Below are 26,785 nucleotides of genomic sequence, written 5' to 3' on the forward strand. Positions count from 1 at the left end.
CGCGCAACGCTCAGCGCACCCAGCGGCACACCTTGTGATGGTGATGCTCGAAGTGGCACACGCGGTGCGGATGCGCTTCGGCAATCGCCGGCACGAGTACGGCGGCGGCAACGGCGGCGGCGGTCAGGGTTTTCAGTAGCGTCTTCATGTTGAGGTCCTGTCGTTGAATGGCGGATTGCGGGAGCGACGGCATTACCACTGCGGCCGCTGATCGTCGTGCCGGTCGTCCCGGCGCTCGTCTCGACGATCGTCGCGGCGCTCGTCACGCGGGCCGGGATGCTGGGCTTCCCAGTCACGGCGTTCCCAGTAGCGATTCCCGTCCCAGTAACGATCGCCATGCCAGCCGATCGTGACTTCGGCAGGGCCAGGGTAGGCCACGCACCCGCCGAGCATCACGCTCGACAGCACGCCAACCATGACTGCGGATAACACGATGGATTTCATGTTGTTCTCCCTTGGAAACAGCAAGTCGATCGTACGAGCCCCCAAAATTTCACGTGGTAAGAAGTTGCTACCGCCCGTGACAGGTGCAGGCGTTTCGTCAGATGCGTGAAAGCATGCGTGGACGCGGCACAAGCGGTGCGCAACGGCCGGTACACGGCGCATCCGCCCCGACAACGATTTCGTCAATTGTTCAGACAAATCCTGACAACTGAAAGGGTCATCCGGTAATCGGATTGAGAATGATTTGCGTTTACGTTAAATTGCGCTATCTCGGAATTTGACGGAGCAGATCGATGGCCATGGCGGAAGTGCTTGACCGACCGGCGGCGGCAGCGGCAAACCCGTTCCTCGGCAGTTATCCGGACCTGCCGCCGCGTGCGCGCCGGGCCGCGGAGCCCCGTGCGCAGGGTGCGCTGCTCGACGTGCTGATCTCTCATCGCTCGATGCTCGTCAATGTCGCGCGCGGCTTCGTCGGCTGCGCGAGCCGTGCGGAGGACGTCGTGCACGACGTGTTCGTGAAGCTCGTCGAATTCCCGAACCAGGATGCGGTGCGCCAGCCGGTCGCATACGTGACGCGGATGGTGCGCAATGCGTCGATCGACGCATGCCGCCGGCAAAGCCTCGAGAACGTCTATCACACGGAAGAGGACGACGGTTTCGACGTGCCGTCGCCCGAGCCGACGCCGGAAGCCGCGCTGATGACGCGCGATACGCTGCGGCGCGTGTGGGCCGCGCTCGACGACCTGCCGGCCCGCAGCCGCGCGGCCTTCGAGATGGTGCGGCTGCGCGAGGAAACGCTGCAGACCGCGGCGCGCGCGCTGAACGTGTCGCAGACACTCGTGCATTTCATGGTGCGCGACGCGGAGCGCCATTGCGCGGAATGCCTCGACGCATGCCAGCGCGGCGTCGCGTGCCCGGTGTTCCTGGGCGGCCGCGCGCGGCGGCGGTAAAAAAACGCGCCGGCCAACCGTCTATCAGACAGGAGCGGCCGAAACCGCCGCTTCGCCTCCTTCAACCGTCTCAGCGATTTCCGATCATGACGCAAGCCCCGACGCCTTCCGCCGACACCGACGATCTCGTCTACACGGTCGTCATCAACGACGAAGAACAGTATTCGATCTGGCCGACGTTCCGGCCCGTGCCGGCCGGCTGGCGCGAGGTCGGCGTGAGCGGCCCGAAGGCCGACTGTCTCGCCCATATCGAGGCCGTCTGGACCGACATGCGCCCCGCGAGCCTGCGCCGCGCGATGGACGGCGAGCGCGCGTCGCGCGCATCGTGACCTGCTGCGCCGCGATCCGGCGCGCCACCTGAAGAGGACGTTGCATGACCCTGCTTTCGTTGCCGACGCTCGACGATCTGCGTATCGAGCCGGGGCTGCCCACCGTCGTGTCGCCGCGCGGCAGCGACGGGATGTCGATCGACGACGTCGCGCCGCTGGCGCGCGAGATCGCGGCCGACACGCTCGAACGGGCGGGCGGCGTACTGTTCACGGGCTTTCACGTGCCGTCGATCGACGCGTTTCAGCAGTTCGCGGCATCGTTCGGCGATCCGTTGATCGGCTATGAATATGCGTCGACGCCGCGCAGCCAGGTCGAAGGCGCCGTCTACACGTCGACCGAATACCCGCCGCACCGCGCGATTCCGCTGCACAACGAGCAGTCGTACACGCGCGAATGGCCGCTGCGGATCTGGTTCCACTGCGCGCTCGCCGCGCCGAAGGGCGGGGCGACGCCGATCGCGGACAGCCGCGCGGTGTATCGCGCGCTCGATCCGGCGCTCGTCGCGCGCTTCGAAAAACGCGAGCTGCTGTACGTGCGCAATTTCGGGCAGGGGCTCGATCTGCCGTGGCAGCAGTCGTTCGGCACCGACGAGCCGGCCGAGGTCGAACGGATGTGTGCGGCGCGCGGCATCGAATGCACGTGGCGCACCGACGATGACGGCGAATTGCTGCTGCGCACGCGCGAACGCTGCCAGGCCGTTGCACGCCATCCGCGCACCGGCGATCGCGTGTGGTTCAACCAGGCAAACCTGTTTCACCTGTCGGCGCTCGACGACGACATGCAGGAAGCACTCGTCGACGCGGTCGGTCTCGAGAACGTGCCGCGCAACGTGTACTACGGCGACGGCGAACCGCTCGAGGCCGGCGCGCTCGCGGAGATCCGCGGCGTGCTCGACCAGCAGCGCATCGTGTTCCCGTGGCGCACGGGCGACGTGCTGATGCTCGACAACATGCTGACCGCGCATGCGCGCGACCCGTTCGAGGGGCCGCGCAAGGTCGTCGTCGCGATGGCGCAGAGTTATACGGTCCCGCGCGACCGAACGGAGGCTTGATGACGCGTAGTACCGCCGCGCTTGCCGCGCGCGGGCTGTCGGTAGGATATCGCGACCATGTCGTGATCGACGGGCTGGACCTGTCGATCGCGGCCGGCCGCGTAACCGCGCTGTGCGGCCCGAACGGCTGCGGCAAGAGCACGCTGCTGCGCACGCTCGCGGGCCTGCAGCCCGCGCGTGCCGGCCATGTCGACGTGAACGGCCAGCCGCTCGCATCGTTTCGCCGTCGCGCGCTCGCACGCGAGCTGACGATGCTCGCGCAGTTCAACCAGATTCCGTCGGGCCTGACCGTGCGCGAACTCGTCGCCTACGGGCGCTATGCGTACGGCGGCTTCCTGCGTGGCCTGTCGCGGGCCGACCATGCGGCGATCGACGAGGCGCTCGACACGAGCGGCCTCGCCGGTGACGCGGAGCGCGACGTCGGCGCGCTGTCGGGCGGCGAACGCCAGCGCGCGTGGATCGCGATGGCGCTCGCGCAGCAGGCGCCGATCGTGTTGCTCGACGAACCGACGACCTATCTCGACATCCATCACCAGCTCGACATCCTCGACGCACTGCGCACGCTGAATCGCACGCGCGGGCTGACGATCGTGTGGGTGCTGCACGACCTGAACCAGGCGGCTGCGTACAGCGACGAGATCGTGCTGATGCGTGCGGGCCGTCTCGTCGCGCAGGGCACGCCCGACGCGATGCTCGATCCGGCGCGGCTGCGTGCGGCGTTCGGCGTCGAGATGCTGAAGCTCGCGCATCCGCAGACGGGCGCACCGATGTGCGTGCCGGCCTACGGTCCGGCAACCGACGGCGCGCCGCAGGCGGCCGGCATCTTCGACCGGGATCTCGCCGTATGACGACGTTCGCGATGCGCAAGCGCCTCGCGGCGACCGGGAAGGGGGCAGCCACCGGACGGGCCGGCGCGATCGCGTTCGGCCTCGTCGCGTTGATCGCGATCCTCGCGGCGCTGCGCGTCGCGCCCGACCTGCGCGTGTGGTGGGGCGCGGTGCCCGGCAGCGATGCCGCGTCGCTCGCACACGTGTTCCTGTTCGACCTCAACCTGCCGCGTGTCGCAGCGGCGCTCGTCGCAGGCGGCTGCCTCGGCATGGCGGGCGCGCTGTTCCAGTCGCTCACGCGCAATCCGCTCGCGTCGCCCGACCTGCTCGGCGTGACGGGCGGCGCGCAGCTCGGCCTGCTCGCGGCGATGCTCGTGCCGGCATTGGCGGGCGTCGCGACGGTGCCGCTGCTGTTCGTCTGCGGGCTCGCTGCCGCCGCATGCGCGATCGTCGCGGCGGGCGGTTGGCGCGCGACGCCGTTGCGGCTCGTGCTCGCGGGCAGCGTGTGCATGCTGCTGTTCGCCGCGCTGTCGACGCTCGTGCTCGCGTTCTTCGAGCAGAACATCGCGGGGGCCGCGCTGTGGACCAACGGCAGCCTGTACCAGCCTGGCGCGACGGGCCTCGCGCTCGCCGCGCGCTGGCTCGTCGTGCCGCTGATCGCGCTGCCGTTCGTGATCCGGCCGCTGAATCCGCTCACCCTCGGCGATGACGCAGCGGCCGCGGCCGGCGTGCGCGTCGATGCGACGCGGCTGGCCGCGACGATCGTCGCGGTTGCGTTCACCAGTGTGGCCGTCAGCATCGCGGGCCCGCTGTCGTATGTCGGCCTCGTCGCGCCGAACCTGCTGCGCCAGGTGCGCGGCGCGCGCGCGGCGCGGCTCGGCGTGCTGGTGCCGTTGTCGGCGCTCACCGGCGGCGCGCTCGTGCTCGTCACCGACAGCGCGGTGCTCGCGTCGGGTCTCGACGCGACGCTGTCGACCGGCGTCGCGATCGCACTGGTCGGTACGCCGCTGATGCTCGCGATGATCCGGCGCGGCGCTGCCTGGTCGGGCGTGCTCCATGCGGATGCCGAACGTGCGGCGGGCGGCGGGTCGACGCGGCTCGTCGGCTGGCTCGAACGGCTCGGCTGGCCGTTGCGCACGGCGCTGTTCGTCGCTGTCGGCGCGCTCGCGGTGTGGGGCGGCGTGTCGGCCGGCCCCGAATGGCTGTCGCCCGCGCGCTGGTCCGCCGCGCTGTCCGGTCACGATGCGCTCGCGCGGATGCTGATCGACCTGCGCATGCCGCGTCTGCTGTGCGCGTTGCTCGCCGGCGCATTGCTTGCCGTCAGCGGCGTCGCGATGCAAAGCGTCGTGCGCAATCCGCTCGCGGGTCCCGAAGTGCTCGGCGTCACGCAGGGCGCAGGGCTCGTCACGCTGTTCGCATTGTCGACGTGGCCGCTGATGGGGCACGTGACGCTCGCGGCCGCCGCGTTGATCGGCGGTGGCCTGTCGCTCGCGATCACGCTCGCGCTGAATCACCGGCATCGCTACGCGCCGCTCGCGGTCGCACTGACCGGTATCGTGATCGGCGCGCTGTGGACGACACTCGCACAATGGCTGATCACGCAGGAAAGCGTGCAGCCCGCGCGCTTCGTCGTGTGGCTCGTCGGCGGCACCTATGGCCGCAGCTGGGGCGAAGTGTCGATGCTGCTGCCGTGGTGTGTACTCGCTGTGCCCGTGTTCGCATGGCTCGCGAAGCCGCTCGACATGCTCGCGCTCGGCGACGACCAGGCGGCCGCGCTCGGCCTGCCGGTGGCCGCGCTGCGGCCGCTCGCGTTGACGATCGCGACGCTCGCCGCGTGTGCGGCCGTCGCGGCGGTGGGGCCGGTCGGCTTCATCGGACTGATGGCGCCGCACGTCGCGACGATGCTCGGCGCACGCCGGCATCGCACGCGGCTGTGGCTCGCGGCTGCGTGCGGCGCGCTGATCCTCGGTGTCGCGGATCTCGCGGCGCGCACGGTCGTCGCACCGCGCGAAGTGCCGGCCGGCGTGCTGACCGCGCTGATCGGCGCGCCTTACCTGCTCGGGCTGCTGATTCTCGAGGGGCGCCGCGCCCGGCGCGCAGGGCGATGACGCCGGCGCTCGACGATACGCGCGCCACGCGCTTTTCGGCGTTCGCGCCGGAGCCGTTCGCCGAACATCTCGACGTTGTCTGGCTCGGCATGCCCGAAGACGTACGTGCGCCGGGCCGCATCGTCATACCCGTCAGTGCATTGCCAGCCCATCGCGACGCAGTGCTCGACGCGATGGTCGGCCACTACGGCGGCGATCCCGCGCAGCATGCACGCGCGCTGATGTCGCAATGGAGCAAATACTATTTCGGCCGCGCGGCGCCGGCCGGCGTCGTCGCCGCGCTGACGCTCGGCCGGCCGCTCGACATGAACCCGGAGCGCACGTTCGTCGCGCTCGACGACGGGATGCCGGCCGCGCTGTATTTCGCGGCGGACGCGCTCGGCGCGCCGTGCGACGATCCCGCGCCCCGCTATGCGGGACTCGTCGCGCATCTCGGCGCGGTGATCGACCTGCTGGCGGCAATGGGCCGCGTCACGCCGCGCGTGCTGTGGAGCAATGCGGGCAACCTGCTCGACTATCTGCTCGACACGTATCGTTCGCTGCCGTGCGCGGCCGATCCCGTCCGCGATGCGGACTGGCTGTTCGGGTCGACCTGTATCCGGGGCGAATCGAATCCGCTGCGCCAGCCCGTGCGCGATGCCGTGCCGCGCTCGGCGCTGCTGCCGACGCCGTTTCGCGCGCGCCGCGTGTGCTGCCTGCGCTATGAAATTCCTGGAGAAACGCAACTGTGTGGAAGCTGCCCCCTGCTACTGACGATGGACGACGCGGCGCTGGCCGAGCAGGACGCGATCCGGTGACGCACGCCGGCCGCCGGCATGCGCTCGGCGTACTCGCGGCGGCACTCGGTGCCGCGTGTTGCAGCACGTTCCCGGCATCGGTCGCCGCTGCGTCCGTTGCCAACGATGCACGCGGCGCGCAGGGCGCCGTGTCGCTGGCCGGCAACCCCGTCGTGTCGCAGGCGAGCGCGACGATGCCCGTGCGGCCGCAGCGCGTGGTCGCGCTCGACTTCATGTTCGCGGAAAGCGTGATCGCGCTCGACATCGTGCCGGCCGGGACGGCGGACACGGCGTTCTATCCGGGCTGGCTCGGTTACCAGAGCGAGCGGCTCGCGAACGTGACCGACATCGGCTCGCGGCAGGAGCCGGGGCTCGAGGCGATCGCTGCGGTCAAGCCCGATCTGATCATCGGCGTCGGCTTCCGCCATGCGCCGATCTTCGACGCGCTCGACCGGATCGCGCCGACGATCCTGTTCCAGTTCAGCCCGAACGTGTCCGACGGCGGCGTGCCCGTCACGCAGCTCGACTGGATGCGGCAGATCTTCCGGACCATTGGCGCAGTGACGGGGCGCGACGCCCGCGCACAGGCGGTCGACGCGCAGCTCGACGCCGGGATCGCGCGCAATGCGGCGCGGCTCGCCGCCGCGGGGCGCAAGGGTGAGCGGATCGCGCTGCTGCAGGATCTCGGCTTGCCCGATCGTTACTGGGCCTATACGGGCAACAGTACGTCGGCGGGCCTCGCGCGTGCGCTCGGGCTCGATCCGTGGCCGAAGAAACCGACGCGGGAAGGCACGCTGTACGTGACGTCGGCCGATCTGCTCCGGCAGCGCGACCTGGCCGTGATGTTCGTGACGGCATCGGGGATGGACGTGCCGCTGTCCGCGAAACTCGATTCGCCGGTGTGGCGCTTCGTGCCCGCGATGAAGGAACGGCGGATCGCGCTGATCGAACGCAATATCTGGGGGTTCGGCGGACCGATGTCGGCGCTGAAACTGGCCGACGTGATGACCGACACGATGCTGAAGCTGCCGGCCGTACGCAAGACGTGACGCGCAGGGCGCCGTGACCGGCGCGCCGCGCATCGGCAATAATCCCTTCCGAAATGCAAATCGCCGACGCGCTGCCATCGCAGCGCGTCGGCGATTTTTTGTCGACCGTCTCTCAAGCGCTCAGCGCATCGACGTCATCCTGCGCACGCAGGCGCGCGGGTTGCGTGTCACTGACGATGCGCCCGTTGTCGAGCTTCAACAGCCGGTCGGCGAGATCGAAGTAGCGATCGTCGTGCGTGATCACGATCACGGCCTTGCCGCGCGCGCGCAGCTCGGGCAGCAGTTGTTCGTAGAACACGGCCTTGAACGACGGGTCCTGGTCGGCGGCCCATTCGTCGAACAGATAGAAGGGGCGATCCTCCAGGTACGCGACGACGAGCGCGAGCCGCTTGCGTTGCCCGGTCGACAGCGCGCGCGTCGAGAACGCGCCGTCGACCACTTTCACCTTGTGGTCGAGCGCGAGTTTCGCGACGAGCGCGTTCGCCCGTGCATCGGCCTGCGCGCGCGACGGATCGTCGGGATCGACGATGCCGAGCAGCGCATCGAACAGGTGGAAATCGTTGAATACCGCGCTGAAACGTTGCCGGTACGCGGCCCGTTCGCGCCAGCCGATCGTGTGGCCGTCCACCTCGATCGTGCCTTCCTCCGGCTCGTAGAGCCCCGTCAGCACCTTCGCGAGCGTCGTCTTGCCGCTGCCGTTGCCGCCGACGATGAACACGAGCTCGCCTGGTTTGATCGTCAGGTCGATCGGCCCGATGCTGAACATCCGTTCGTCGCGTTCGTGGAAGTACGCGTGCGTGACGCCGCGCAGCGTGACGGCGCCGGCCGGCGGCACGTCGGGGGCGTCGGCCGCGGGCGGCACCGTGCGCAGTGCGCCGAACTCGGCCATCACGCCTTCGATCCGCGTGAGCGAGACGCGTGCCGCATTCACGGTCGGCAGGTTGTTCAGCAGGCCGTCGAGCGGCACGAGCATGAACAGGAACACGACGACGTAGCCGGCCGCGGTGGCCGGGTCGGCATGCACGCCGAGTTGCGGCCAGAACGACGCAACGCCGAGGAACACGTAGAACAGGAAGATGATCCAGCCGACCCCGACCGCATACGCGCTGAACGCGCGGCGGCGGTGGTCGCGCACTTCGCCGATCGCGGCGCCGAGCTGGCCGTCGACGAACTGGCGGGCGCGCGCATCGTGCAGCTTCAGCTCCTTCGCGCCGGAGAACAGCGAGCCGAGATAGCCGAACAGGCGGTCCTGCGCGTGGCCGGCCGCTTCGAGCGACGCAATCGCGCGGCGGTCGCCGGTGTGATAGCCGAGCGAGCCGGCGATGATCGCGGCCAGCGCCAGCAGGCACACGGGCCACGACAGCCACGCAAGGTAGCCGAGGCAGCCGAACACGATCGAGCCGTGCATGACCAGGTTCGGCAGCGCGAAGAACAGCATCGACACGTTGGTCGCGTCGTCGGTCAGCACCGACTGCACGGGCGCCGCGCCGATCCGCTCGATGTCGCGCAATTCGGCGGCGCCAACGCGTCGCGCAAGGTGCACGCGCAACCGCGCCATCGTGTCCTGCGACAGGCGGGCGAACAGCGTGCCCGACACGATCCGCGTGATGAGCGCGATCACCGCGCACAGCGCGAAGCGCCACGCGAGCGACGCATCGGCCGCGCCCGGTTGAGAGAGCGCGCGGTTCAGCGTCGCGACGAGCAGCACGCTCGCGATACCGTTCAGTACGCACGCGGTGAGGGCCAGCGTGAACGACACGCGGCTTTCGCGCAACAGCGCAAGGATCAGGCGCGCGGCGGGGCGGCCGGGGGAGGCGTCGAGGGACGGCGGGGAGGAAGGCTCGTGGGCGGCTGTCATCGGCAACGTCGGTAAAGGGAAGGCAGGCAAAAACGCGGAAACGGCAAATCTGACGCGAAAGCGGCGGGCGAGGCGGTGCCCCGTTCCGGCTTTCCTCCCTGATAGACGAACGGGCCGCGCAAATATTTAGCAACGCCGTCAAAAAAAGCGGCCGCAAGCACTTTGAGCGCAAAACGGTAAAAAATCGGCCGCGCCGTTCGTCACACCAGTGAAGCCGCCCCAAGCGGCCCCGAGACTTGGCCGAAGCGGCCGGACCGAAGGACTTCACGCACATGACGAGTTTCCCGACTGCGCTGCATCACCGAATCCGCGAACTGGCGCGCATCGCGCCCGACGCACCCGCCATCGCGGTCCCTTTCCAGCATGACCTGCGCCTGTCGCGCGGCGCGCTCGACGCACGGGCGTCGCACCTGGCCCGGCAACTGCGCGCGGCAGGTGTCGGCGCGGAAGTGCGGGTCGGCGTGTGTGTCGAGCGTTCGTGCGAACTGTTCGTCGCGCTGCTGGCCGTATTGAAGGCGGGCGGCGTGTTCGTGCCGCTCGATCCGCGCCATCCCGCCGCGCGCCTCGACTGGATCGTGCAGGATGCGCAACTGCGGCACGGCATCGTCGACGCGGCCGGCCGTGCAGCGCTCGGCACGCCGTTCGAACAGGCGTTTGATCCGGCCGCGGAAGCAACCGGCGAGCCGGGTCTCGTCGCCGACGACGAAGAAGTGCCGGTTCACCCGCGTTCGGCCGCCTACATGATCTATACATCGGGCTCGACCGGCACGCCGAAGGCGGTGGTCGTCGAGCACGGGCCGCTCGCCGCGCATTGCGACGCGCTTGCGGCCGCGCTGCCGATCGAGGCCGGCGACCGTCTGCTGCATTTCGCGTCGGTCAACTTCGACGCCGCGCACGAATGCTGGCTCGCACCGCTCGCGATCGGCGCAAGCATCGTCGTGGCGCCGCCGCAACCGTTCGCGCCGGACGCCGCGCATGCGCTGCTGGTGCGCGAGTCGGTCAACGTCGCCGCGTTCCCGCCTGCCTACCTGCGCGAATTCGCAGCCGTCGCCGCGCGCGAAGGCGTGCCGCCGGCGCTGCGCGTGCTCGCGTTCGGCGGTGAAGCGCTGCCGCAGCAGGCATTCGAATTCGTGCGCGGCACGTTCCCGTCGGTACGGCTGATCAACGGTTACGGGCCGACCGAGGCCGTGATCTCGCCGATGCTGTGGCCGGTCGAGCCGGGCGAGACGCCCGTGCTGGCCGCCGACGATGCGTATGCGTCGCTGCCGATCGGCCGCGTGATCGGCCCGCGCGTCGCGCGTATCGACGGCGCCCGGCACGACGGCGTGGGCGAGCTGCTGCTCGGCGGCGTCTGTGTTGCACGCGGTTATCACGGCCGCCCGGCCTTGACGGCCGAACGCTTCATTCCCGATGCGGACGGTGAGCCGGGCGCGCGCGTCTACTGCACCGGCGATCTCGCACGACTGCGCGACGACGGCGCATTCGACTATCTCGGCCGCCTCGACGATCAGGTCCAGGTGCGCGGCGTGCGCGTGGAACCGGCGGAAATCGCCGCGTGCCTGCGCTCGCATCCCGCCGTGGCCGACGCGGCCGTGGTCGCCGAAACTGGCAGCGGGCCGACGCGGCTGATCGCGTGCGTCGTGCTGCGCGCGGCGGCTGACGACGAGGCGTTGAAAGCGCACGTGGCCGCGCAATTGCCGGCCGCGTGGCAGCCGCACCGGTTCGTGCGTGGCGACGCGCTGCCGTATACGTTGAACGGCAAAATCGACCGTGCAGCACTGCGCGAGCGGATTGCCGCGGCGCGCGACACGACGCAAGGTACCGGCGATGCGCCGCGCTCGCCGACCGAACAGCAGATCGCCGGCCTCTGGCAGACGCTGCTGGGCCTCGATGTCGTGCCGTCGCGCGACGACCGCTTCTTCGCGCTGGGTGCCGACTCGCTCGCCGCGATGCAACTGCAGGCCGCGATCCGTGCGGCCGTGCGCGTGAATCTGCGACTCGACACGCTGTTTGCCGATCCGGCGCTCGCCGAACTGGCTGAGCAGGTCGATCGTGCGGAGCGCGAGACCGGCGAACCGCTGGCCGCCATCGGCGCGCGCCGCACGCCGGCCGACGCCGCTGCATCGGGCGCACCGCACGTCGATCGCGCGGCCTCGCTCGCACAACAACGCTTCTGGGTACTCGCGCAAACGCGTGATGCGAGTGCCGCGTATCACATCGCCGCGCACTGGACGATCGATGGCGCGCTCGACCGCGACGCGCTGCAGCGCGCGCTCGATCACGTGATCGAGCGTCATGAGGCATGGCGCACGACGCTCGTCGACAACGACGACGGCGTCGTGATGCAGCGGATTCATGCGCACCTGCCGGTGTCGATCGCCGATGTCGACCTGCGCGACCAGCCGCCGGCCGCGCGCGATGCGCAAGCCGCGCGTCTCGCCGAGCGCGACGCGGCCGAACCGTTCGACCTCGCACGCGGCCCGCTGCTGCGCGCGACGCTCGTTGCGCTCGCCGGCGATCGCCACCGCCTGCTGCTGACCGCGCATCACGCGATCACCGACGGCTGGAGCTCGCGCTGCGCGTTCGACGAACTGTCGGGGGCGTACCGCGCATATGCCGAAGGGCACAAACCGTCGCTGCCTGAACTGCCGATCCAGTACGCCGACTATGCGGACTGGCAGCGCGACATGCTGGCCGGCGGCGAGGGCGAGCGCCAGCTCGACTACTGGCGTGGCGCATTGCGCGACGTGCCGGGCCCGCTCGCGCTGCCGGTCGACCGTCAGCCGGGCGCCGTGCGCACGCTGCAAGGCGCGCGCGTGTCGGTGCGCCTGCCCGATGCGGCCGCGGCCGACGTGCGGCAACTCGCGCGCGATGCGCAGGCCACCGTCTTCACGGTGCTGCTGGCCGCGCTCGACGCGTGGCTGTCGCGCCTGACCGGCGCAACGGATGTCGTCGTCGCGGTGCCGGTCGCGCATCGCCAGCGCCCCGAAACGCGCGCGCTGCTGGGCCTCTTCCTGAATACCGTCGCGCTGCGCGTGCGCGTGGCGCCGACGCAGCCGTTCCGCGCGCTCGTCGATGCGGCGCGCACGGCGGCGCTCGACGCGGTCGCACACCAGGACGTGCCGTTCGAGCGCGTCGTCGATGCGGTGAAGCCGCCGGTCAAGCGTGGCGACGAATGGCTGCGCGTGAAGTTCGCGCAGCAGTTCGACGCACGGCACGACAGCGTGCTGCCGGGTGCCACGGCGGTCGCGACGCCGGGGCCGGATCTCGCCGCGCGCTTCGACTTCGCGCTGGATTTCACCGACGACGCGAACGGCATCGAACTCGTCGCAGCCTATGCGACCGACTGCATCGACGCCGAGACGGCGCGCGCGTGGCTCGACAGCTATGCGACCCTCGTCGGCGCGGCTGCGCACGATCCGCAGCACACGACGGCCGCGCTGCCGTGCGATGCATCGGCTGCTTCGCGCCAGCCGCGCGACGGTCGTGCGCTGCGCGTCGAGCACGCCGACATCGTTGCCGCGTTCGCGCGGCAGGCGGCCGCCTATCCGCATCGTGTGGCGCTTGCCGACGCATCGGCATCGCTGACGTTCGCCGAACTCGACGACGCATCGAACCGCATCGCCCGCGCACTGACGCAGCGTGGCGTGACCGCAGAAGCGTCCGTGATCGTCTGCATCGAACGATCGGCGCGTTTCGTCGTCGGCCTGCTCGGCGCGCTGAAGGCCGGCGCGCTCGCCGTGCTGCTCGATCCGGCGCAACCGGCCGCACGGCTTGCCGCGGCGGCAACCGATTGCGGCGCACGCTGGGCGCTCGTCGCGGACACGGCCGCGTGGCCGGCCGGCATCGACACGCAGCCGCTCGACGTCGACACGCTCGCGCAGGATGCGACGCTCGCCCATGCGGGCGGCGTACGCGTCGCGCCGCACCCGGAACAGGGCGCGTACCTGATCTATACGTCGGGCTCGACCGGCACGCCGAAGGGCGTCGTCGTGTCGCACGGCGCACTGGCCGACTACGTGCAGGGGATGCTCGACGAACTCGCGTTCGCCCCCGACGCATCGTTCGCGATGGTGTCGACCGTCGCGGCCGACCTCGGCCATACGACGCTGTTCGGCGCGCTGTGCGCGGGCCGCACGCTGCACCTGTTGCCGGCTGCCTGCGCGTTCGATCCGGACCTGTTCGCCGGCGAAATGCGCCGCCGTGAAGTTGGCGTGCTGAAGATCGTGCCGAGTCACCTGCAGGCGCTGCTCGACGCGTGCGTGCCGGCCGACGTGCTGCCGCGCCATGCGCTGGTGACGGGCGGCGAAACGCTCACGTGGGCGCTCGTCGCGCGCCTGGCCGCGCTCGCGCCGGCTTGCCGCGTGATCAACCACTACGGGCCGACCGAAGCGACGGTCGGCGCGATCGCCTGCGACACGGCATCGATTGCCGCCGATGCACGCGATCCCGCGAGCGGCGTGCCGCTCGGCCAGCCGTTGCCCAATGCGCGCGCGCTCGTGCTCGACGCGTTCGGCGCCTGCGTGCCGGCCGGCGCGACGGGCGAGCTGTATCTGGGCGGGCCGGGTGTCGCGCGCGGCTACCTCGGCCGCCCGGCGCAAACCGCCGAGCGCTTCGTGCCCGATCCGTTCACGCCAGGTGCGCGGCTGTATCGCACGGGCGACCGCGTGCGGTTGCGCGCCGATGGCCGCCTCGCATTCCTTGGCCGCATCGACGACCAGGTGAAGATCCGCGGCTACCGTGTCGAACCCGGCGAGGTGAGTGCGGCGGTGCGCGCGGCCGGCCCGATCGCGCAGGCCGAGACGCTTGCAATCGAACACGACGGCCGCTTGCGGCTCGCGACGTTCGTCGTGATGCGCGATGGCGCGGCGTTCGACGAAGCCGCCGTGCGTACGGCGCTGGCCGCGAAGCTGCCCGATTACATGGTGCCCGCGCAGTTCGTCGCACTCGCGCGCCTGCCGGTGACGGCGAATGGCAAGATCGATCGCGCGGCGTTGCGTGAAGTCGCGGCCGCGCCGGTTGCGGTCGCGTCCGGCGATGCACCGCAAGGCGCGGTCGAAACGGTGCTCGCCGAAGTCTGGCAGGCCGTGCTGAAGGCGCCGCACGTCGGCCGTGGCGACAACTTCTTCGAACTTGGCGGCGATTCGATCCTCGTGTTGCAGGTGATCGCCCGTGCGCGCAAGCGCGGCGTGCGCTTCACGCCGAAGCAACTGTTCGACGGCCCGACGGTCGCGGAACTGGCCCGCATCGCGAAGACGGACGACACGGCCGCTGCCGCTCAGCCTGCGAACGCGGTCGCACCCGCAGCGGCAACGCCGGCTGCCGCGTCGATCCTGACGCCCGCACAGCAACGCTTCTTCGCGCTCGATGTTCCGCACCCGGGCCACTGGAACCAGTCGGTTGCGTTCGACGTGCGCGGTTCGTTCGACGCCGACGCATTCGCGCGCGCATTCGACGCGCTGCTGACGCATCACGACGTATTCCGCCAGCGTTTCGCGCGCCGCGCGGACGGCACGTGGCACGCGAGCGATGCCGCGAACGCGTACGATGCGCTGCCGTTCGTCGAAGTCGCCGCACGCGATGAAGCCGACGCGCTCGCACGCTTCGACGCGCTGCAGCGCCGTCTCGACCTCGGCCGCGGGCCGCTCGCCTGCGCGTGTGCGGCACGGCTGCCGGACGGCTCGACGCAGCTGTATCTCGCGATTCATCATGCGATCGTCGACGGCGTGTCGTGGCGCATCCTGCTCGACGACCTGGACTCGGCCTACCGCGCCGCATGCGAACGCACGCCGGTCCGCCTGTCGCAACCGGGCCTGCGCGCGGACGCCTGGGCCGCGCGGCTCGCGCGCGCCGCGACGGAACCGGCATCGCCGTTCGCGGGCGAAGCCGCGTACTGGGCCGGCATGGCGCAGGGCGACGATCTCGTACCCGATCATCCCGACGCAGCGGCGACGAACGCCGATGCAGCCGTCGTCGTGCAGACGCTCGATGCGGCATTGACCCGCGCCGCGCTGACCGACGCGCATGCCGCCTACCGCACGCAGACGATCGAATTGCTGGGCGCGGCGCTTGCGCTGGCAATCGCCGGCGCTCGTGGCGCCGCATCGTGCCGCGTCGAGCTGGAGGGACATGGCCGCGAAGCACTGTTCGACGACGCAGATGCGAGCCGGACGATCGGCTGGCTGACGAGCCATTACCCGGTGATGCTGCCGGTCGCCGCGACCGCACGCGACACGCTGTGCGCCGTCAAGGACACGCTGCGCGCGGTGCCGCACAAGGGGCTCGGTTTCGGCGTGCTCGCACACTACGGCGATGCGACGACGCGTGCGGCGCTGGCCGCCGTGCCGCGCCCGCGCGTCACGTTCAACTACCTCGGCCAGTTCGACGCGCCGCGCGATGCAACGCTCGTGCCGCGTTTCGGCGGCACCGGCGTCGAGCGCGATCCGCAAGGCCCGCTCGGCAATGCGCTCGCGATCCACGCGTACCTCGATACGGATCGCGACGGCGCACGTACGCTGAAGGTGCACTGGGTCTACGGCGCGCCGCAATTCGAGCGCGCGACGATCGACGCGTTCGCCGAACGCTTCGCGTCGGCGCTGCGCGAACTCGTCGAAGCGTGCGCGTCGCGCATTGCACATCGCGGTGCCGGTGCGACGCCGGGCGATTTCCCGCTCGCGCAGGCCGCCGGCCTCACGCAGGCCGCGATCGAACGCACGCCGCTCGACTGGCGCGCGATCGACGACGTGTATCCGCTGTCGCCGATGCAGCAGGGCATCCTGTTCCATGCGCTGTTCGCGCCCGGCCACGCAAGCTACGTGAACCAGCTCGTCGCGACCGCGACTGCGCTCGACGCCGACCGTTTCGCCGCCGCGTTCGACGCGTCGGTCGCGCGTCACGACATCCTGCGTACGAGCGTGATGCCGGACGAAGCCGCGCCGCTGCAGTGCGTGCATCGTCATGCCCGGATGCCGGTCGAGCAGCTCGACTGGCGCGAGCGCGGCGCCACGTTCGACACCGATTTCGACGCATGGCTCGCGGCCGACCGCACGCGCGGCTTCGACTGGCGCGAGCCGCCGCTGATGCGGCTGACGCTGATCCGCGTGACGGACGACGCATGGCGCGTCGTGTGGACGCGTCACCACGTGCTGCTCGACGGCTGGAGCACCGCGCGCCTGCTCGCCGACGTGCTGCGCGACTATCGCGATCCGGACGCCGTGTCGCCGTTCGCGACCCGCCCGGCGCTGCGCTATCGCGACTTCATCGCGTGGCTCGGCACGCGCGACCGCGGCGCCAACGAGCGCTTCTGGACCGAGCGTCTCGCGCGCCTGGATGCGCCGACGCTGATTGCCGAGCGCACGGCCGATCGCGCCGATGCCGAGATGGTCACGTGGCGCGCGACGCTCGATGCGGACACGATGGCGCGTGTCGTGCAGACGGCGCGCGCGCTGAAGCTGACCGTCAACACGCTGGTGCAGGGTGCATGGGCGCTCGCGCTGCAACGGATGACGCACCAGCCGGCCGTTGCATTCGGCGCGACCGTCGCGGGCCGTCCCGATGCGCTCGCGGACGTCGACGCGGTGCTCGGTCTGTTCATCAACACGCTGCCGGTCATCACCGCACCGGCGCCGCAGCATCGTGCGGCCGACTGGCTGCAAACGCTGCAGCGCGAGAATGCGGCCGCCGCCGAGCATGCGCACACGCCGCTCGCCGACATCCAGCGCTGGGCGCGCGGAGCGGGCGGCGCTCTGTTCGATACGCTGGTCGTGTTCGAGAACTACCCGGTCGACGAGTCGGTGCGCGATGCCGATCCGCGTGCGCTGGCATTGAGCGGTGTACGCAGCATCGAATCGACCGATTTTGCGCTGACGCTCGTGATCGAGAGCGGCGCCGAACTGACGATCGACTACGGCTACGACACCGCACGCGTCGATGCGCGTCAGGTCGAGACCTGGCACCGCGCATTTGCGTGCGCGCTCGATGCGCTGGCCCGTACGCCGGACGCGCTGCTCGGCACGCTGTCGATCGCCGACGACGCCACTCGCGACGCACTGGCGCTCGCCCAGAACACCGCGCATGAATGGCCGGCGTCGCAGCGCCAGCCGCTGCACCGGCAATTCGCCGATGCGGCGCAGGCAGCGCCCGATGCGATCGCGCTCGAATACGCGGACGTTCACGGCGGCGTGCATCGCGCGACCTATCGCGAACTCGATGCCGGCACGTCGCGCATTGCAGCCGCTTTGCGCCGGCGCGGCGTGCAGCCCGACACGCCGGTCGCGCTGTGCGTCGAGCGTTCGTTCGACATGGTGATGGCGCTCGTCGGCGTGCTGAAGGCAGGCGCCGCGTACCTGCCGGTCGATCCCGACTATCCGGCCGAGCGTATTGCCTACCTGCTGCGCGACGCGCGGCCGGCCGTCGCGATCACGCAGGCTCACCTGCGCGAGCAGGTCGAGGCCGCGCTGGGCGAAGGCTCCGGCACGCAGCTGCTGACGGTCGCGGACCTGCTTGCCGATGAAGCCGGCGAAGCCGACGGCACGCCCACGGACGCAGCCGCCGCGATCGACGACGCGCAGCTCGCGTACCTGATCTACACGTCCGGTTCGACCGGCAAGCCGAAGGGCGCCGGCAACTCGCACGGCGCGCTCGCGAACCGCATCGCATGGATGCAGCACGCATACCGGCTGACGCGCGACGACGTCGTGCTGCACAAGACGCCGTTCGGCTTCGACGTGTCGGTCTGGGAATTCGTGTGGCCGCTGGCGATCGGCGCAAAGCTCGCGATCGCCGCGCCCGGCGACCATCGCGATCCGGCGCGTCTCGCGGCCGCGATCCACGCGCACGGCGTGACGGTGCTGCATTTCGTGCCGTCGATGCTGGCCGCGTTCGCCGCGCATCTCGACGATTTTTCGGCCGCTGCGCAATGCGACAGCGTGCGTCTGATCGTTGCGAGCGGCGAGGCGCTCGCGCCCGAACTCGTCGCGAAGATGGCGCGGCTGCTGCCGCACGCGACGCTCGTGAACCTGTACGGACCGACCGAAGCTGCGATCGACGTGTCGCACTGGACCTGCGGCCCCGACGACGCGCATGCGGTCGCGGTGCCGATCGGCCATCCGATCGCGAACCTGCAACTTCACGTGCTCGATGCCGCGTGGCAGCCGGTGCCGGCCGGTGCGACCGGCGAACTGTATCTCGCGGGCGCGGGTCTTGCGCGCGGCTATCTCGGCCGTCCGGCGCTGACCGCCGAGCGCTTCGTGCCCGATCCGTTCGTGCCGGGCGCGCGCATGTACCGCACGGGCGATCTCGCGCGGCGCCGCGCCGACGGCGCGCTCGACTACCTCGGCCGCGTCGACACGCAGGTGAAGCTGCGCGGCCAGCGGATCGAGCCGGGCGAGATCGAGGCGCTGCTGCGCGCGGCGCCCGGCGTGAACGATGCGGTCGTGATCGTGCGCGACGAGCAACTGATCGGCTATGTCGCCCGCGTCGACGCGGGCCCGCTCGACCGTGCGGCGCTGCTCGACGCACTGCGCGCACAACTGCCGGCGTACATGGTGCCGTCGCAGCTGATCGAGCTGGACGCGTTGCCCGTCACGCCGAACGGCAAGTGCGACCGCCATGCGCTTCCGGCACCGGTGCGCGAAACGGCCGAAGCCGTCGAGCTCGCGACCGACACCGAGCGCGCGCTCGCGGAAATCTGGCAGCGCGTGCTGCATGTGGACACGATCGGCCGCGACGGCGATTTCTTCCTGCTCGGCGGCCATTCGCTGCTCGCGACGCAGGCCCACGCGCAGGCGAACCTGCACTGGGGGCTCGCGCTGCCGCTGCGCACGCTGTTCGACACCCGCACGCTGGCGCGCTGCGCGCAAGCGATCGACGCGGCCTGCGCGGCGCGCGGCGAGACCGATGCGGCGAGCGCGATCGACGCGTTGCTCGGCGAACTGGAAACCCAATAAGGACGACGGATGACGAAGGCTCAACCCGACTGGCTTGCGCTCGCGACGCGTTTCGCGCAACTGCCCGACGCGCAGCGCGCGGTCTTCATCGACAAGCTCGGTGCGGCCGGCATCGACTTCCGTGTGCTGCCGATTCCGCCGCGCACGCCGCGCAGCGACCGCGTGCCGGCGTCGTTCGCGCAGACGCGGCTGTGGCTGCATGCACGGCTGATCGACGCACCCGACGCGTATCACATCACCGAGCGCCTGGCGCTGACGGGCGCGCTGGACGTGCATGCGCTGAGGCTCGCGTGCGATGCGCTGATCGCACGCCACGAAGCGCTGCGCACCACCTTCGACGAAGCGCAGGATGGCGTGGCGCAAACGATCCACGCACCGCTGCGCTGCCCGTGGCGCGAGACCGATCTGGAAGCGTTGCCGGACGCGCAGCGCGTCGCGCGTGCGGAGGCCGTCGCGACGGCCGATGAGGCCGAGCCGTTCGATCTCGGGGCGGCGCCGCTCGTGCGTGCACACCTGGTGCGCTTCGACGCGACGCATCACTGGCTCGCGCTGACCGTGCATCACATCGTATCGGACGGCTGGTCGTCGGGCGTGATGCTGGAAGAACTCGCGGCGTTCTATCGCGCGTATGCGTCCGACCGGCCGGTGCCGCTCGGGCCGCTGCCGATCCAGTACGCCGACTACGCGCTGTGGCAGCGCCGCTGGCTCGATGCCGGCGAGCGCGACCGCCAGCTCGCGTTCTGGCGCGACCGGCTCGATCCGCAGCGCGGCGTGCTGACGCTGCCGGGCGCAACGGCCAGGCCGGCGCGCCGCAGTGCGCGCGGCGCGCGCCATGTGTTTTCGCTCGACGCACGCGTCGGCGCGCAGCTGCGCGCATTTGCTGCTGCATCGGGCGCCACGCCGTTCGCCGTGCTGCTGGCCGCGCTCGATGCGTTGCTGGCGCGTGCGACCGGCGATGCGCGGATCTGCGTCGGCGTGCCGGCCGCGAACCGCGAGCGCGCGGAAGTCGCCGGCCTGATCGGCTTCTTCGTCAATACGCTGGCGATCGACGTCGACGTACCCGCACACGGCGATTTCTCGTCGCTGGTCGCCCGCACGCAGCGCGCGCTCGTCGACGCGCAGATGCACCAGGACGTACCGTTCGAACAGGTGGTCGACGCGCTCGGCGTGCCGCGCAGCGCGAGCCACCATCCGCTGTTCCAGGTGATGGCCGCGTACGGCGAACGCCGCGCGCTGCCGGCGCTCGGCGCGGCGGCGGCAGCGTTGCTGCCGTCCGGCACGCCGTCCGCGAAGTTCGACCTGACGCTGTCCGTCGAAGCGACGCCGGACGGCACGTTCGCCGCCGCGTTCATTTACGCGCTCGACCTGTTCGACGCGAACGCAATTTCACGGCTGGCCGTACGCTTCGTCACGCTGCTGACCGATGCGCTTGCACGCCCCGACATGCCGGTCGGCGATCTCGACTGGCTGCCCGCGGACGAGCGGGCGCAGCTCTTTGCATGGAACGCGCCGGCCGGCGCGACCGGCGCCGAGCCGTTCGTTCCCGTGCATGCCCGCATCGCCGCGCATGCGCAGGCGCGGCCCGATGCACGCGGCGTCGCCGATATCGATCGTGCGTTGACGCGCGGCGAAGTCGATGCACGTGCGGCGCGCCTCGCGCGCCATCTGGTGGCGGCCGGCGTACGGCCCGAGATGCGCGTCGGCGTTGCGCTGCAGCGCTCGGTCGACCTGCTGGTCGCGCTGATCGCGGTGCTGAAGTCGGGCGCCGCGTTCGTGCCGCTCGATCCCGCGCATCCGCGCGAACGGCTCGCGCAGATCGTCGGCGACGCGAACATCGCGCACGTGCTGACCGACGGTGCGAGCGCGGCATCGCTGCCTGAATTGCCGGCGCTGCGCGTGTGGCGTGCCGATGCGGTCGACGCGCTCGACGAAGCCGCGCACGTCGCGCTGCCGGACGTGCTGCCGGGCCACGCGGCCTACGCGATCTACACGTCGGGCTCGACCGGCAAGCCGAAGGGCGTGATCGTCGACCATGCGTCGTTCGCGCTGCATTGCGCAGCGATCGCCGAGCGCTACGGCGCGGGCGAGAACGACGTGTTCCTGCTGTTCCAGTCGGTCAATTTCGACGGCGCACACGAAGGCTGGTTCTCGCAATACATGTCGGGCGCCGCCGTGTCGGTGACGGCCGATGTGCTGTGGCCGCCCGCGCAGACCTGCGCAATGATGGTCCGCGACGGCGTGACGATGACCTACGTGCCGCCCGGCTGCGCCGCCCAGCTTGCCGAATGGGCGCTCGCGCACGGTGCGCCGCCGACGCTGCGTTCGTTGACCGTTGGCGGCGAGGCGACGTCGCGCGAAGCATTTGCGATGCTGCGCCGCGCGTTGCCGAACGTGCGGGTGGTCAACGGCTACGGCCCGACCGAGACGGTCATCACGCCGACGCTGTGGATGTTCCGCCCCGGCGACGATTTGGCGAAGCTCGGCGACGCCGCCTATCTGCCGATCGGCACGCTGGTCGGCGCGCGTACCGCGCACGTGCTCGACGAGCGGCTGCACCCGTTGCCGGTCGGCGTGATCGGCGAGCTGTACCTGGGCGGCGAGGGGATCGGCGTCGCGCGCGGCTATCTCGACCGTCCGGCGCTGACGGCCGAGCGCTTCGTGCCCGATCCGTACGGCGCGCCGGGCGCGCGCCTGTACCGCACCGGCGATCTCGTACGACGCCGTGCGGACGGCGTATTCGACTTCATCGGCCGCGTCGATCACCAGGTGAAGCTGCGCGGGCTGCGCATCGAACTCGGCGAAATCGAGGCGCAGCTGGCCGCGCACGATGCGGTGCGCGAGGCCTGTGCGGTCGTGCACGGGCAGGGCGCGCTCGCGCAGCTCGTCGCGTATGTCGAGTTGACCGCCGATGCACAGGCAGCGGTGCAGCCGGTCGAAGCGGCGATGCTCGACGCGCACCTGCGCCGCACGCTGCCCGACTACATGGTGCCCGCGCAACTGATCGTGCTCGACGCGCTGCCGCGCAACGCGAACAGCAAGGTCGACCGTGCGCGGCTGCCGGCGCCGGTGCGCGTCGAACGCGCATACGAGGCGCCGCATGACGGCGACGAAGCCGCGCTCGCGGCGATCTGGTGCGACGTGCTGAATCTCGGGCGTGTCGGCCGCGGCGATCACTTCTTCGATCTCGGCGGCCATTCGCTCGCGGCCGTACGCGTGGCGACGCGCGTGGCGGAACGGTTGGGCCGCGACGTGCCGGTGCGCGTGCTGTTCGAAGCGCCCGTGCTCGCACAGTACGCGCTGCAGGTGGCCGATGCGCCGCGCGCCGCGCAGGCCGGCGCCGCAGCGCCGGGTGTCGCGGTGGCCAAGCCCGACGCACACGGCGTGTGGCCGCTGTCGCCCGCGCAGCTCGGCCTGTGGTTCCTGTGGCGCGCGCAGCCGGACAGCGCCGCGTACAACATTCCGGTCGCGCTGCGCGTGCGCGGCCCGCTCGATGTCGATGCGCTGCGCGCCGCGTTCTCGGCGACGGCAGCCGTGCATCCGGCGCTGCGTGCGCGGCTCGTTGCCCGCGACGGCGCGCTGCCGGGCCAGCGGATCGACGCGAACATTGCCGTCGAACTGCCGGTGATCGACCTGTCGGCCCAAGCCGATGCGCTTGCCCGCGCGGCCGCGCTGACCGACGAGGATGCACTCGCGCCGTTCGACCTCGCGGCCGACGCGCCGCTGTGGCGCGCCCGCGTGCTGCGGCTCGGCGCGGACGACCACGTGCTGTCGGTGACGATCCATCACATCGTGTCGGATGGCGAATCGATCGAGCTGTGGCTCGACGCCGTGCGCGCATGCTATGTCGCCCGCATGCAGGGCAGCGCCGTGCCGGCCGACGAATCCGTTCAACTGGCCGTGCCGCTCGTGCTGCCCGCACCGTGCCATCCGGCACGTGTCGCGTACTGGCGCGATGCGCTCGCCGATCTGCCGTCGCGTGTCTTGCCGCAGCGCGACGATGCGCCGTCCGTGCCGCAATGGCGCGCGGCACGTATCGCGTTCGATTTCGACGCATCGCTGATTCGCGCCGCGCGCGACGCCGCATCGGCGTCGCACGCCACGCTGCCGATGCTGCTGCACGCGGCGCTCAACACCGCGCTGTTCCGCGCGACGGGCGCGGCCGACCAGCCGGTCGGCGTGCTCGCATCGACGCGCGAACTCACGGGGGATGCGGCCCGCGATGCGCTCGGCCTCTTCATCAACTCGGTCGTCGTGCGTACGCGGATCGACCCGGCCGCGCGCCGCGCGGACGTGCTCGCGCAAGTACGCGATACGGCGCTCGCCGCGTATGCGCACGCCGACGTGCCGTTCGCCGACGTCGTTGCCGCGTTGCGTACGCCGCGGGCCGCACAGGCCAATCCGCTGTTCCAGGTGATGTTCAACTACCTGCGTCCGACCGGTGCCGCCGCGCGCGACTGGGCCGGCCTGTCGCTGGCCGGATTCGACGACGTGCGTCATCGCGTCGTGTTCACGCTCGAACTGGACGTCGTCGAACATCCGGACGGCCGCGTGAGCGCCGCGTTCTCGTATGCGGACGAATTGCTCGAGCGCGGTTTCGTCGACGCGCTTGTCGATGTCTATCACGACGAAGTCGCGCGTTTCGCCGGCGCGTCCGAAGCGGCGCTCGGCGCGCCCGATGCGCATGCGTCCATGCACACTGCGTCCGGCGCACTCGCAAGCGGCGACGCACGGGCGCACGCCCGACCGTCGCACGCCGCGGCCGCACTCGCGGCGCTGTGGTCGGATACGTTTGCGACGGCCGCCCCCGAGCCGGACGCGGACCTGTTCGAAGCCGGCGCGACGTCGTTCGACGTCGTGCGCTTCATCGACGCGGCGGTCCGCGCCGGCCACGCGCTGACGATCGCCGACGTGTTCGCATCGCCGACGCTCGCGGCACTCGGCGCGCGGTGCGATGCGCCAGCGGAAACGGGACAGGAGGCGCGCCATGCTGGCTGAAGTGCGTCCGGACGGATTCACGATGCTCGATACGTACCGCCTCGCGTTCGCGGACGGCCTGTTCGCCGTGCGCGACGGCGCCGAGATCCGCGTCGCGCAGGGCGATGGCATCAGCGCGCAGTTGCTGCGCGCACAACTCGGCGACGATGGCGCACTGCGTCTCGTCGCCTACAACCATCGTGCGGCGCCGGCCGACCAGCGGCGTGCGCTGCTGGCCGCGCTGGCCGCGGCGTTTTCGGACAGCGCGCGCCACGCGGCGATCCGGCTCGACCCGGCCGCGTGGCCCGCGGTCGCGCTCGATGCGCTGCGCGCAAGCGGTGTGCTCGCCGACGGCGGGCGCTGCCTGCGCGACGGCTGGGCGCAACAGGCCGACCTGTGGCTCGTCGGCCCGCATCTGCCGTGCGCGACGCTGCACACGTTCACCGGCGGCCGGCGTCATCCGCGCCGGCCGCCCGCGCCGCGCGGCGACGTCTACGCGCGCGACCTGCCGGCGCTCGGCGTGCGCTTCACGCTGCGCGGCTGGCAGCCGGCCGAGGACGCCGAACGGCTCGCGCGCTGGTTTGACGAACCACGCGTGCGCGACGGCTGGCCGGGTGCGCAGCCCGCGCAATGCGGCACGGCAGGCGCACCGGAAGCCGATCCGCACGTCACGCCGCTCGTCGGCTGCTTCGACGGCGAACCGTTCGCGTATTTCGAGGCCGTCTGGCTGAAGGAAGACGCGCTCGCGCCGCACGTCGCGGCGCGCGACTACGACCGCGGGCTGCGGATGCTGGTCGGCGAATCGCGCTGGCGCGGCCCGCACTGCGTGGCCGGCTGGCTGCCGTCCGTCGTGCATTACCTGTTTCTCGACGACCCGCGTACCGAAGCGGTCGGCTGTGCCGTTCCGGCCGGCCACGCGCGGGTTGCCGACCATCTCGCGCGGCATGGCTTCGCGCGGCAGCGCCGTCTGGCGCTGGCCGACGCGCAGCCGCTGTGGATGCGCACGCTGCGCGAGACGTTCTTCTCCGGCCGTCACGTCTGACGGGCCGGATTCACCGACAAGGGAGCTGAGACATGCAGAGAGAAACCGTATTCGACCTGATCGGCGTCGGCTTCGGGCCGTCGAATCTGGCGCTGGCCGTGCGCCTCGCGGAGCGCAGCGGCGCGCGCACGTTCGCCCATTGCTTCGTCGAGCGCCAGCCGGAATTCGGCTGGCATCGCGGGATGCTGCTCGACGATTGCCGGATGCAGATTTCGTTTCTGAAGGATCTCGTCACGATGCGCGATCCGAAAAGCCGCTACACGTTCATCAACTACCTGTTCGAACGTGGCCGGCTGAACGAATTCGTCAACCTGAAGAACTTCTATCCGACCCGTGTCGAATTCCACGATTACCTGAGCTGGGTTGCCGAAGCGTTCGACGAGCGCGTCCATTACAGCGAAACCGTGCTGGCGATCGAGCCCGTGCGCGGCGACGGCGCGAAGATCGATGCGCTGCGCGTGCTGTCGCGCGACGCGGCCGGCCACGAGCGCCAGCGCGTCACGCGCGCGCTGTCGGTCGGCGTCGGCGGCACGCCCGCGATTCCGGACGCGTTCGCCGCGCTCGGCCGCGACCGCGTGATCCATTCGTCGTCGTATCTGACCGACATCGACCGGCTCGTCGCATCGCCCGACGGCGAGCGCCGCCGCGTCGCGGTGATCGGCGCGGGGCAGAGCGCGGCCGAGGTTTTCATCGATCTCGCACGCCGCTTCCCGCACGTCGACGCGAGCCTCGTGATGCGCGCCGGCGCATTGAAGCCGGCCGACGACAGTCCGTTCGTCAACGAAATCTTCAGTCCCGAGTTCACCGACGTCGTCTATGCGCAGCCGCACGACGCGCGCCGCGCGCTGCTCGAGCGCTATCGCGACACCAACTACGCGGTGGTCGACCGGCCATTGATCGAGCAGATCTACGAAATGCTGTACCTGCAGCGCATCGACGGCACGCCGCGTCATGCGCTGCTCGCGAACAGCGCGATCGAGGCCGCCGTGCGCACGGCCGACGGCCGTATCGAACTGACGCTGCGCGACCGGATGAGCGGCGCCACGCGCGTCGAGCGTTTCGATGCGCTCGTGCTCGCGACCGGCTACCGCCGCGACACGCATTCGGCGCTGCTCGAAGGGCTCGCGCCGCACCTGGGCGATGCGCTCACGCGCGGCGACGTCACGCGCGACTACCTGCTCGCGACGCCCGAGCACTTCGCGCCGCGCATCTACCTGCAAGGCTGCTGCGAAGACAGCCACGGATTGTCCGACACGCTGCTGTCGGTACTGGCGCGCCGCGCGGACGAAATCTGCGCGTCGCTCGAAGACGGGATCGCGCCCGCCCATGACGAAGGCGCGACCCGGGCATCGCACGAAAAACGACAGGAAAACGGGGTGAGCGCGGGCCGGATGGCTTTCGCTCTTTGACAAAGGCGCGGTCGGAGACC

14 protein-coding genes are annotated in these 26,785 nt (G+C 70.8%); 11 read left to right on the forward strand and 3 right to left on the reverse strand.

Annotated elements, in window-relative coordinates; genetic code table 11:
- Positions 1-10: 10 nt before the first annotated feature.
- Both OHZ10_RS08590 and OHZ10_RS08595 read right to left on the reverse strand, forming a co-directional pair.
- Complete coding sequence (locus OHZ10_RS08590; protein ID WP_014897078.1) at positions 11-148, reverse strand: HHHH-motif protein; 138 nt, start codon at positions 146-148, stop codon at positions 11-13.
- Positions 149-192: 44 nt separating this feature from the next.
- Positions 193-444 carry a hypothetical protein gene (locus tag OHZ10_RS08595; RefSeq protein WP_059236765.1) on the reverse strand — a complete coding sequence of 84 codons (252 nt, stop codon included), beginning with the start codon at positions 442-444 and terminating at the stop codon, positions 193-195.
- A 293-nt stretch (positions 445-737) separates the two neighbouring features.
- Between OHZ10_RS08595 and OHZ10_RS08600 the strand changes: the two genes are divergently transcribed.
- The 7 genes from OHZ10_RS08600 (at position 738) to OHZ10_RS08630 (ending at position 7,535) form a co-directional block, all read left to right on the forward strand.
- On the forward strand, positions 738-1,394 hold the full coding sequence (locus tag OHZ10_RS08600; protein WP_059234274.1) for an RNA polymerase factor sigma-70: 657 nt from the start codon (positions 738-740) through the stop codon (positions 1,392-1,394).
- Positions 1,395-1,480: 86 nt separating this feature from the next.
- Positions 1,481-1,723: an MbtH family protein gene (locus OHZ10_RS08605; RefSeq protein WP_059234271.1), complete on the forward strand. Its 243-nt coding sequence runs from the start codon at positions 1,481-1,483 to the stop codon at positions 1,721-1,723.
- Between the two features lie 44 nt (positions 1,724-1,767).
- Positions 1,768-2,775, forward strand: coding sequence for a TauD/TfdA family dioxygenase (locus OHZ10_RS08610; protein ID WP_059234269.1), 1,008 nt, complete (start codon positions 1,768-1,770; stop codon positions 2,773-2,775).
- The gene (locus OHZ10_RS08615) at positions 2,775-3,623 is read left to right on the forward strand and encodes an ABC transporter ATP-binding protein (protein ID WP_342704341.1); all 849 of its coding nucleotides are present in this window, start codon (positions 2,775-2,777) and stop codon (positions 3,621-3,623) included. Before OHZ10_RS08610 ends, OHZ10_RS08615 begins: the two co-directional genes overlap by 1 nt.
- Entirely contained in the window at positions 3,620-5,710 is a 2,091-nt protein-coding gene (gene fhuB, locus OHZ10_RS08620) for a Fe(3+)-hydroxamate ABC transporter permease FhuB (RefSeq protein WP_342704343.1), read from the forward strand. The genes OHZ10_RS08615 and fhuB overlap by 4 nt, the downstream gene beginning before the upstream one ends.
- Positions 5,707-6,507 carry a siderophore-iron reductase FhuF gene (fhuF, locus tag OHZ10_RS08625; RefSeq protein WP_342704344.1) on the forward strand — a complete coding sequence of 267 codons (801 nt, stop codon included), beginning with the start codon at positions 5,707-5,709 and terminating at the stop codon, positions 6,505-6,507. Before fhuB ends, fhuF begins: the two co-directional genes overlap by 4 nt.
- Positions 6,504-7,535, forward strand: coding sequence for an iron-siderophore ABC transporter substrate-binding protein (locus tag OHZ10_RS08630; RefSeq protein WP_342704345.1), 1,032 nt, complete (start codon positions 6,504-6,506; stop codon positions 7,533-7,535). The genes fhuF and OHZ10_RS08630 overlap by 4 nt, the downstream gene beginning before the upstream one ends.
- A gap of 112 nt (positions 7,536-7,647) precedes the next feature.
- Here the strand turns inward: OHZ10_RS08630 and OHZ10_RS08635 are convergent, their stop codons facing one another.
- Positions 7,648-9,393, reverse strand: a complete 1,746-nt coding sequence (locus tag OHZ10_RS08635; RefSeq protein WP_174991467.1) for a cyclic peptide export ABC transporter — start codon at positions 9,391-9,393, stop codon at positions 7,648-7,650.
- 272 nt (positions 9,394-9,665) lie between these two features.
- Here OHZ10_RS08635 and OHZ10_RS08640 point away from each other — a divergent pair, with 272 nt between their 5' ends.
- The 4 genes from OHZ10_RS08640 to OHZ10_RS08655 are packed head-to-tail and all read left to right on the forward strand — an operon-like array spanning position 9,666 to position 26,765.
- Positions 9,666-19,340, forward strand: a complete 9,675-nt coding sequence (locus tag OHZ10_RS08640; RefSeq protein WP_342704347.1) for an amino acid adenylation domain-containing protein — start codon at positions 9,666-9,668, stop codon at positions 19,338-19,340.
- A 9-nt stretch (positions 19,341-19,349) separates the two neighbouring features.
- A complete protein-coding gene (locus OHZ10_RS08645) occupies positions 19,350-24,335 on the forward strand; it encodes an amino acid adenylation domain-containing protein (RefSeq protein ID WP_342702075.1) in 4,986 nt (1,661 codons plus the stop codon).
- Positions 24,325-25,356 (forward strand): GNAT family N-acetyltransferase, encoded by a 1,032-nt coding sequence (locus OHZ10_RS08650; protein ID WP_174991470.1) that lies wholly within the window; start codon positions 24,325-24,327, stop codon positions 25,354-25,356. Before OHZ10_RS08645 ends, OHZ10_RS08650 begins: the two co-directional genes overlap by 11 nt.
- 32 nt (positions 25,357-25,388) lie before the next feature.
- Positions 25,389-26,765 (forward strand): lysine N(6)-hydroxylase/L-ornithine N(5)-oxygenase family protein, encoded by a 1,377-nt coding sequence (locus OHZ10_RS08655; protein WP_059234253.1) that lies wholly within the window; start codon positions 25,389-25,391, stop codon positions 26,763-26,765.
- Positions 26,766-26,785 lie beyond the last annotated feature (20 nt).

The sequence above is a fragment of the Burkholderia arboris genome, from assembly GCF_038723655.1.
In the GTDB taxonomy this organism is placed as follows: domain Bacteria; phylum Pseudomonadota; class Gammaproteobacteria; order Burkholderiales; family Burkholderiaceae; genus Burkholderia; species Burkholderia arboris.

Coding starts and splice junctions, on each gene's coding strand:
- fhuB (WP_342704343.1), top strand. CDS start 3,620: ATGACGACGTTCGCGATGCGCAAGCGCCTCGCGGCGACCGGGAAGGGG.
- OHZ10_RS08600 (WP_059234274.1), top strand. CDS start 738: ATGGCCATGGCGGAAGTGCTTGACCGACCGGCGGCGGCAGCGGCAAAC.
- OHZ10_RS08645 (WP_342702075.1), top strand. CDS start 19,350: ATGACGAAGGCTCAACCCGACTGGCTTGCGCTCGCGACGCGTTTCGCG.
- OHZ10_RS08610 (WP_059234269.1), top strand. CDS start 1,768: ATGACCCTGCTTTCGTTGCCGACGCTCGACGATCTGCGTATCGAGCCG.
- OHZ10_RS08635 (WP_174991467.1), bottom strand. CDS start 9,393: ATGACAGCCGCCCACGAGCCTTCCTCCCCGCCGTCCCTCGACGCCTCC.
- OHZ10_RS08650 (WP_174991470.1), top strand. CDS start 24,325: ATGCTGGCTGAAGTGCGTCCGGACGGATTCACGATGCTCGATACGTAC.
- OHZ10_RS08615 (WP_342704341.1), top strand. CDS start 2,775: ATGACGCGTAGTACCGCCGCGCTTGCCGCGCGCGGGCTGTCGGTAGGA.
- OHZ10_RS08655 (WP_059234253.1), top strand. CDS start 25,389: ATGCAGAGAGAAACCGTATTCGACCTGATCGGCGTCGGCTTCGGGCCG.
- OHZ10_RS08590 (WP_014897078.1), bottom strand. CDS start 148: ATGAAGACGCTACTGAAAACCCTGACCGCCGCCGCCGTTGCCGCCGCC.
- OHZ10_RS08595 (WP_059236765.1), bottom strand. CDS start 444: ATGAAATCCATCGTGTTATCCGCAGTCATGGTTGGCGTGCTGTCGAGC.
- fhuF (WP_342704344.1), top strand. CDS start 5,707: ATGACGCCGGCGCTCGACGATACGCGCGCCACGCGCTTTTCGGCGTTC.
- OHZ10_RS08640 (WP_342704347.1), top strand. CDS start 9,666: ATGACGAGTTTCCCGACTGCGCTGCATCACCGAATCCGCGAACTGGCG.
- OHZ10_RS08605 (WP_059234271.1), top strand. CDS start 1,481: ATGACGCAAGCCCCGACGCCTTCCGCCGACACCGACGATCTCGTCTAC.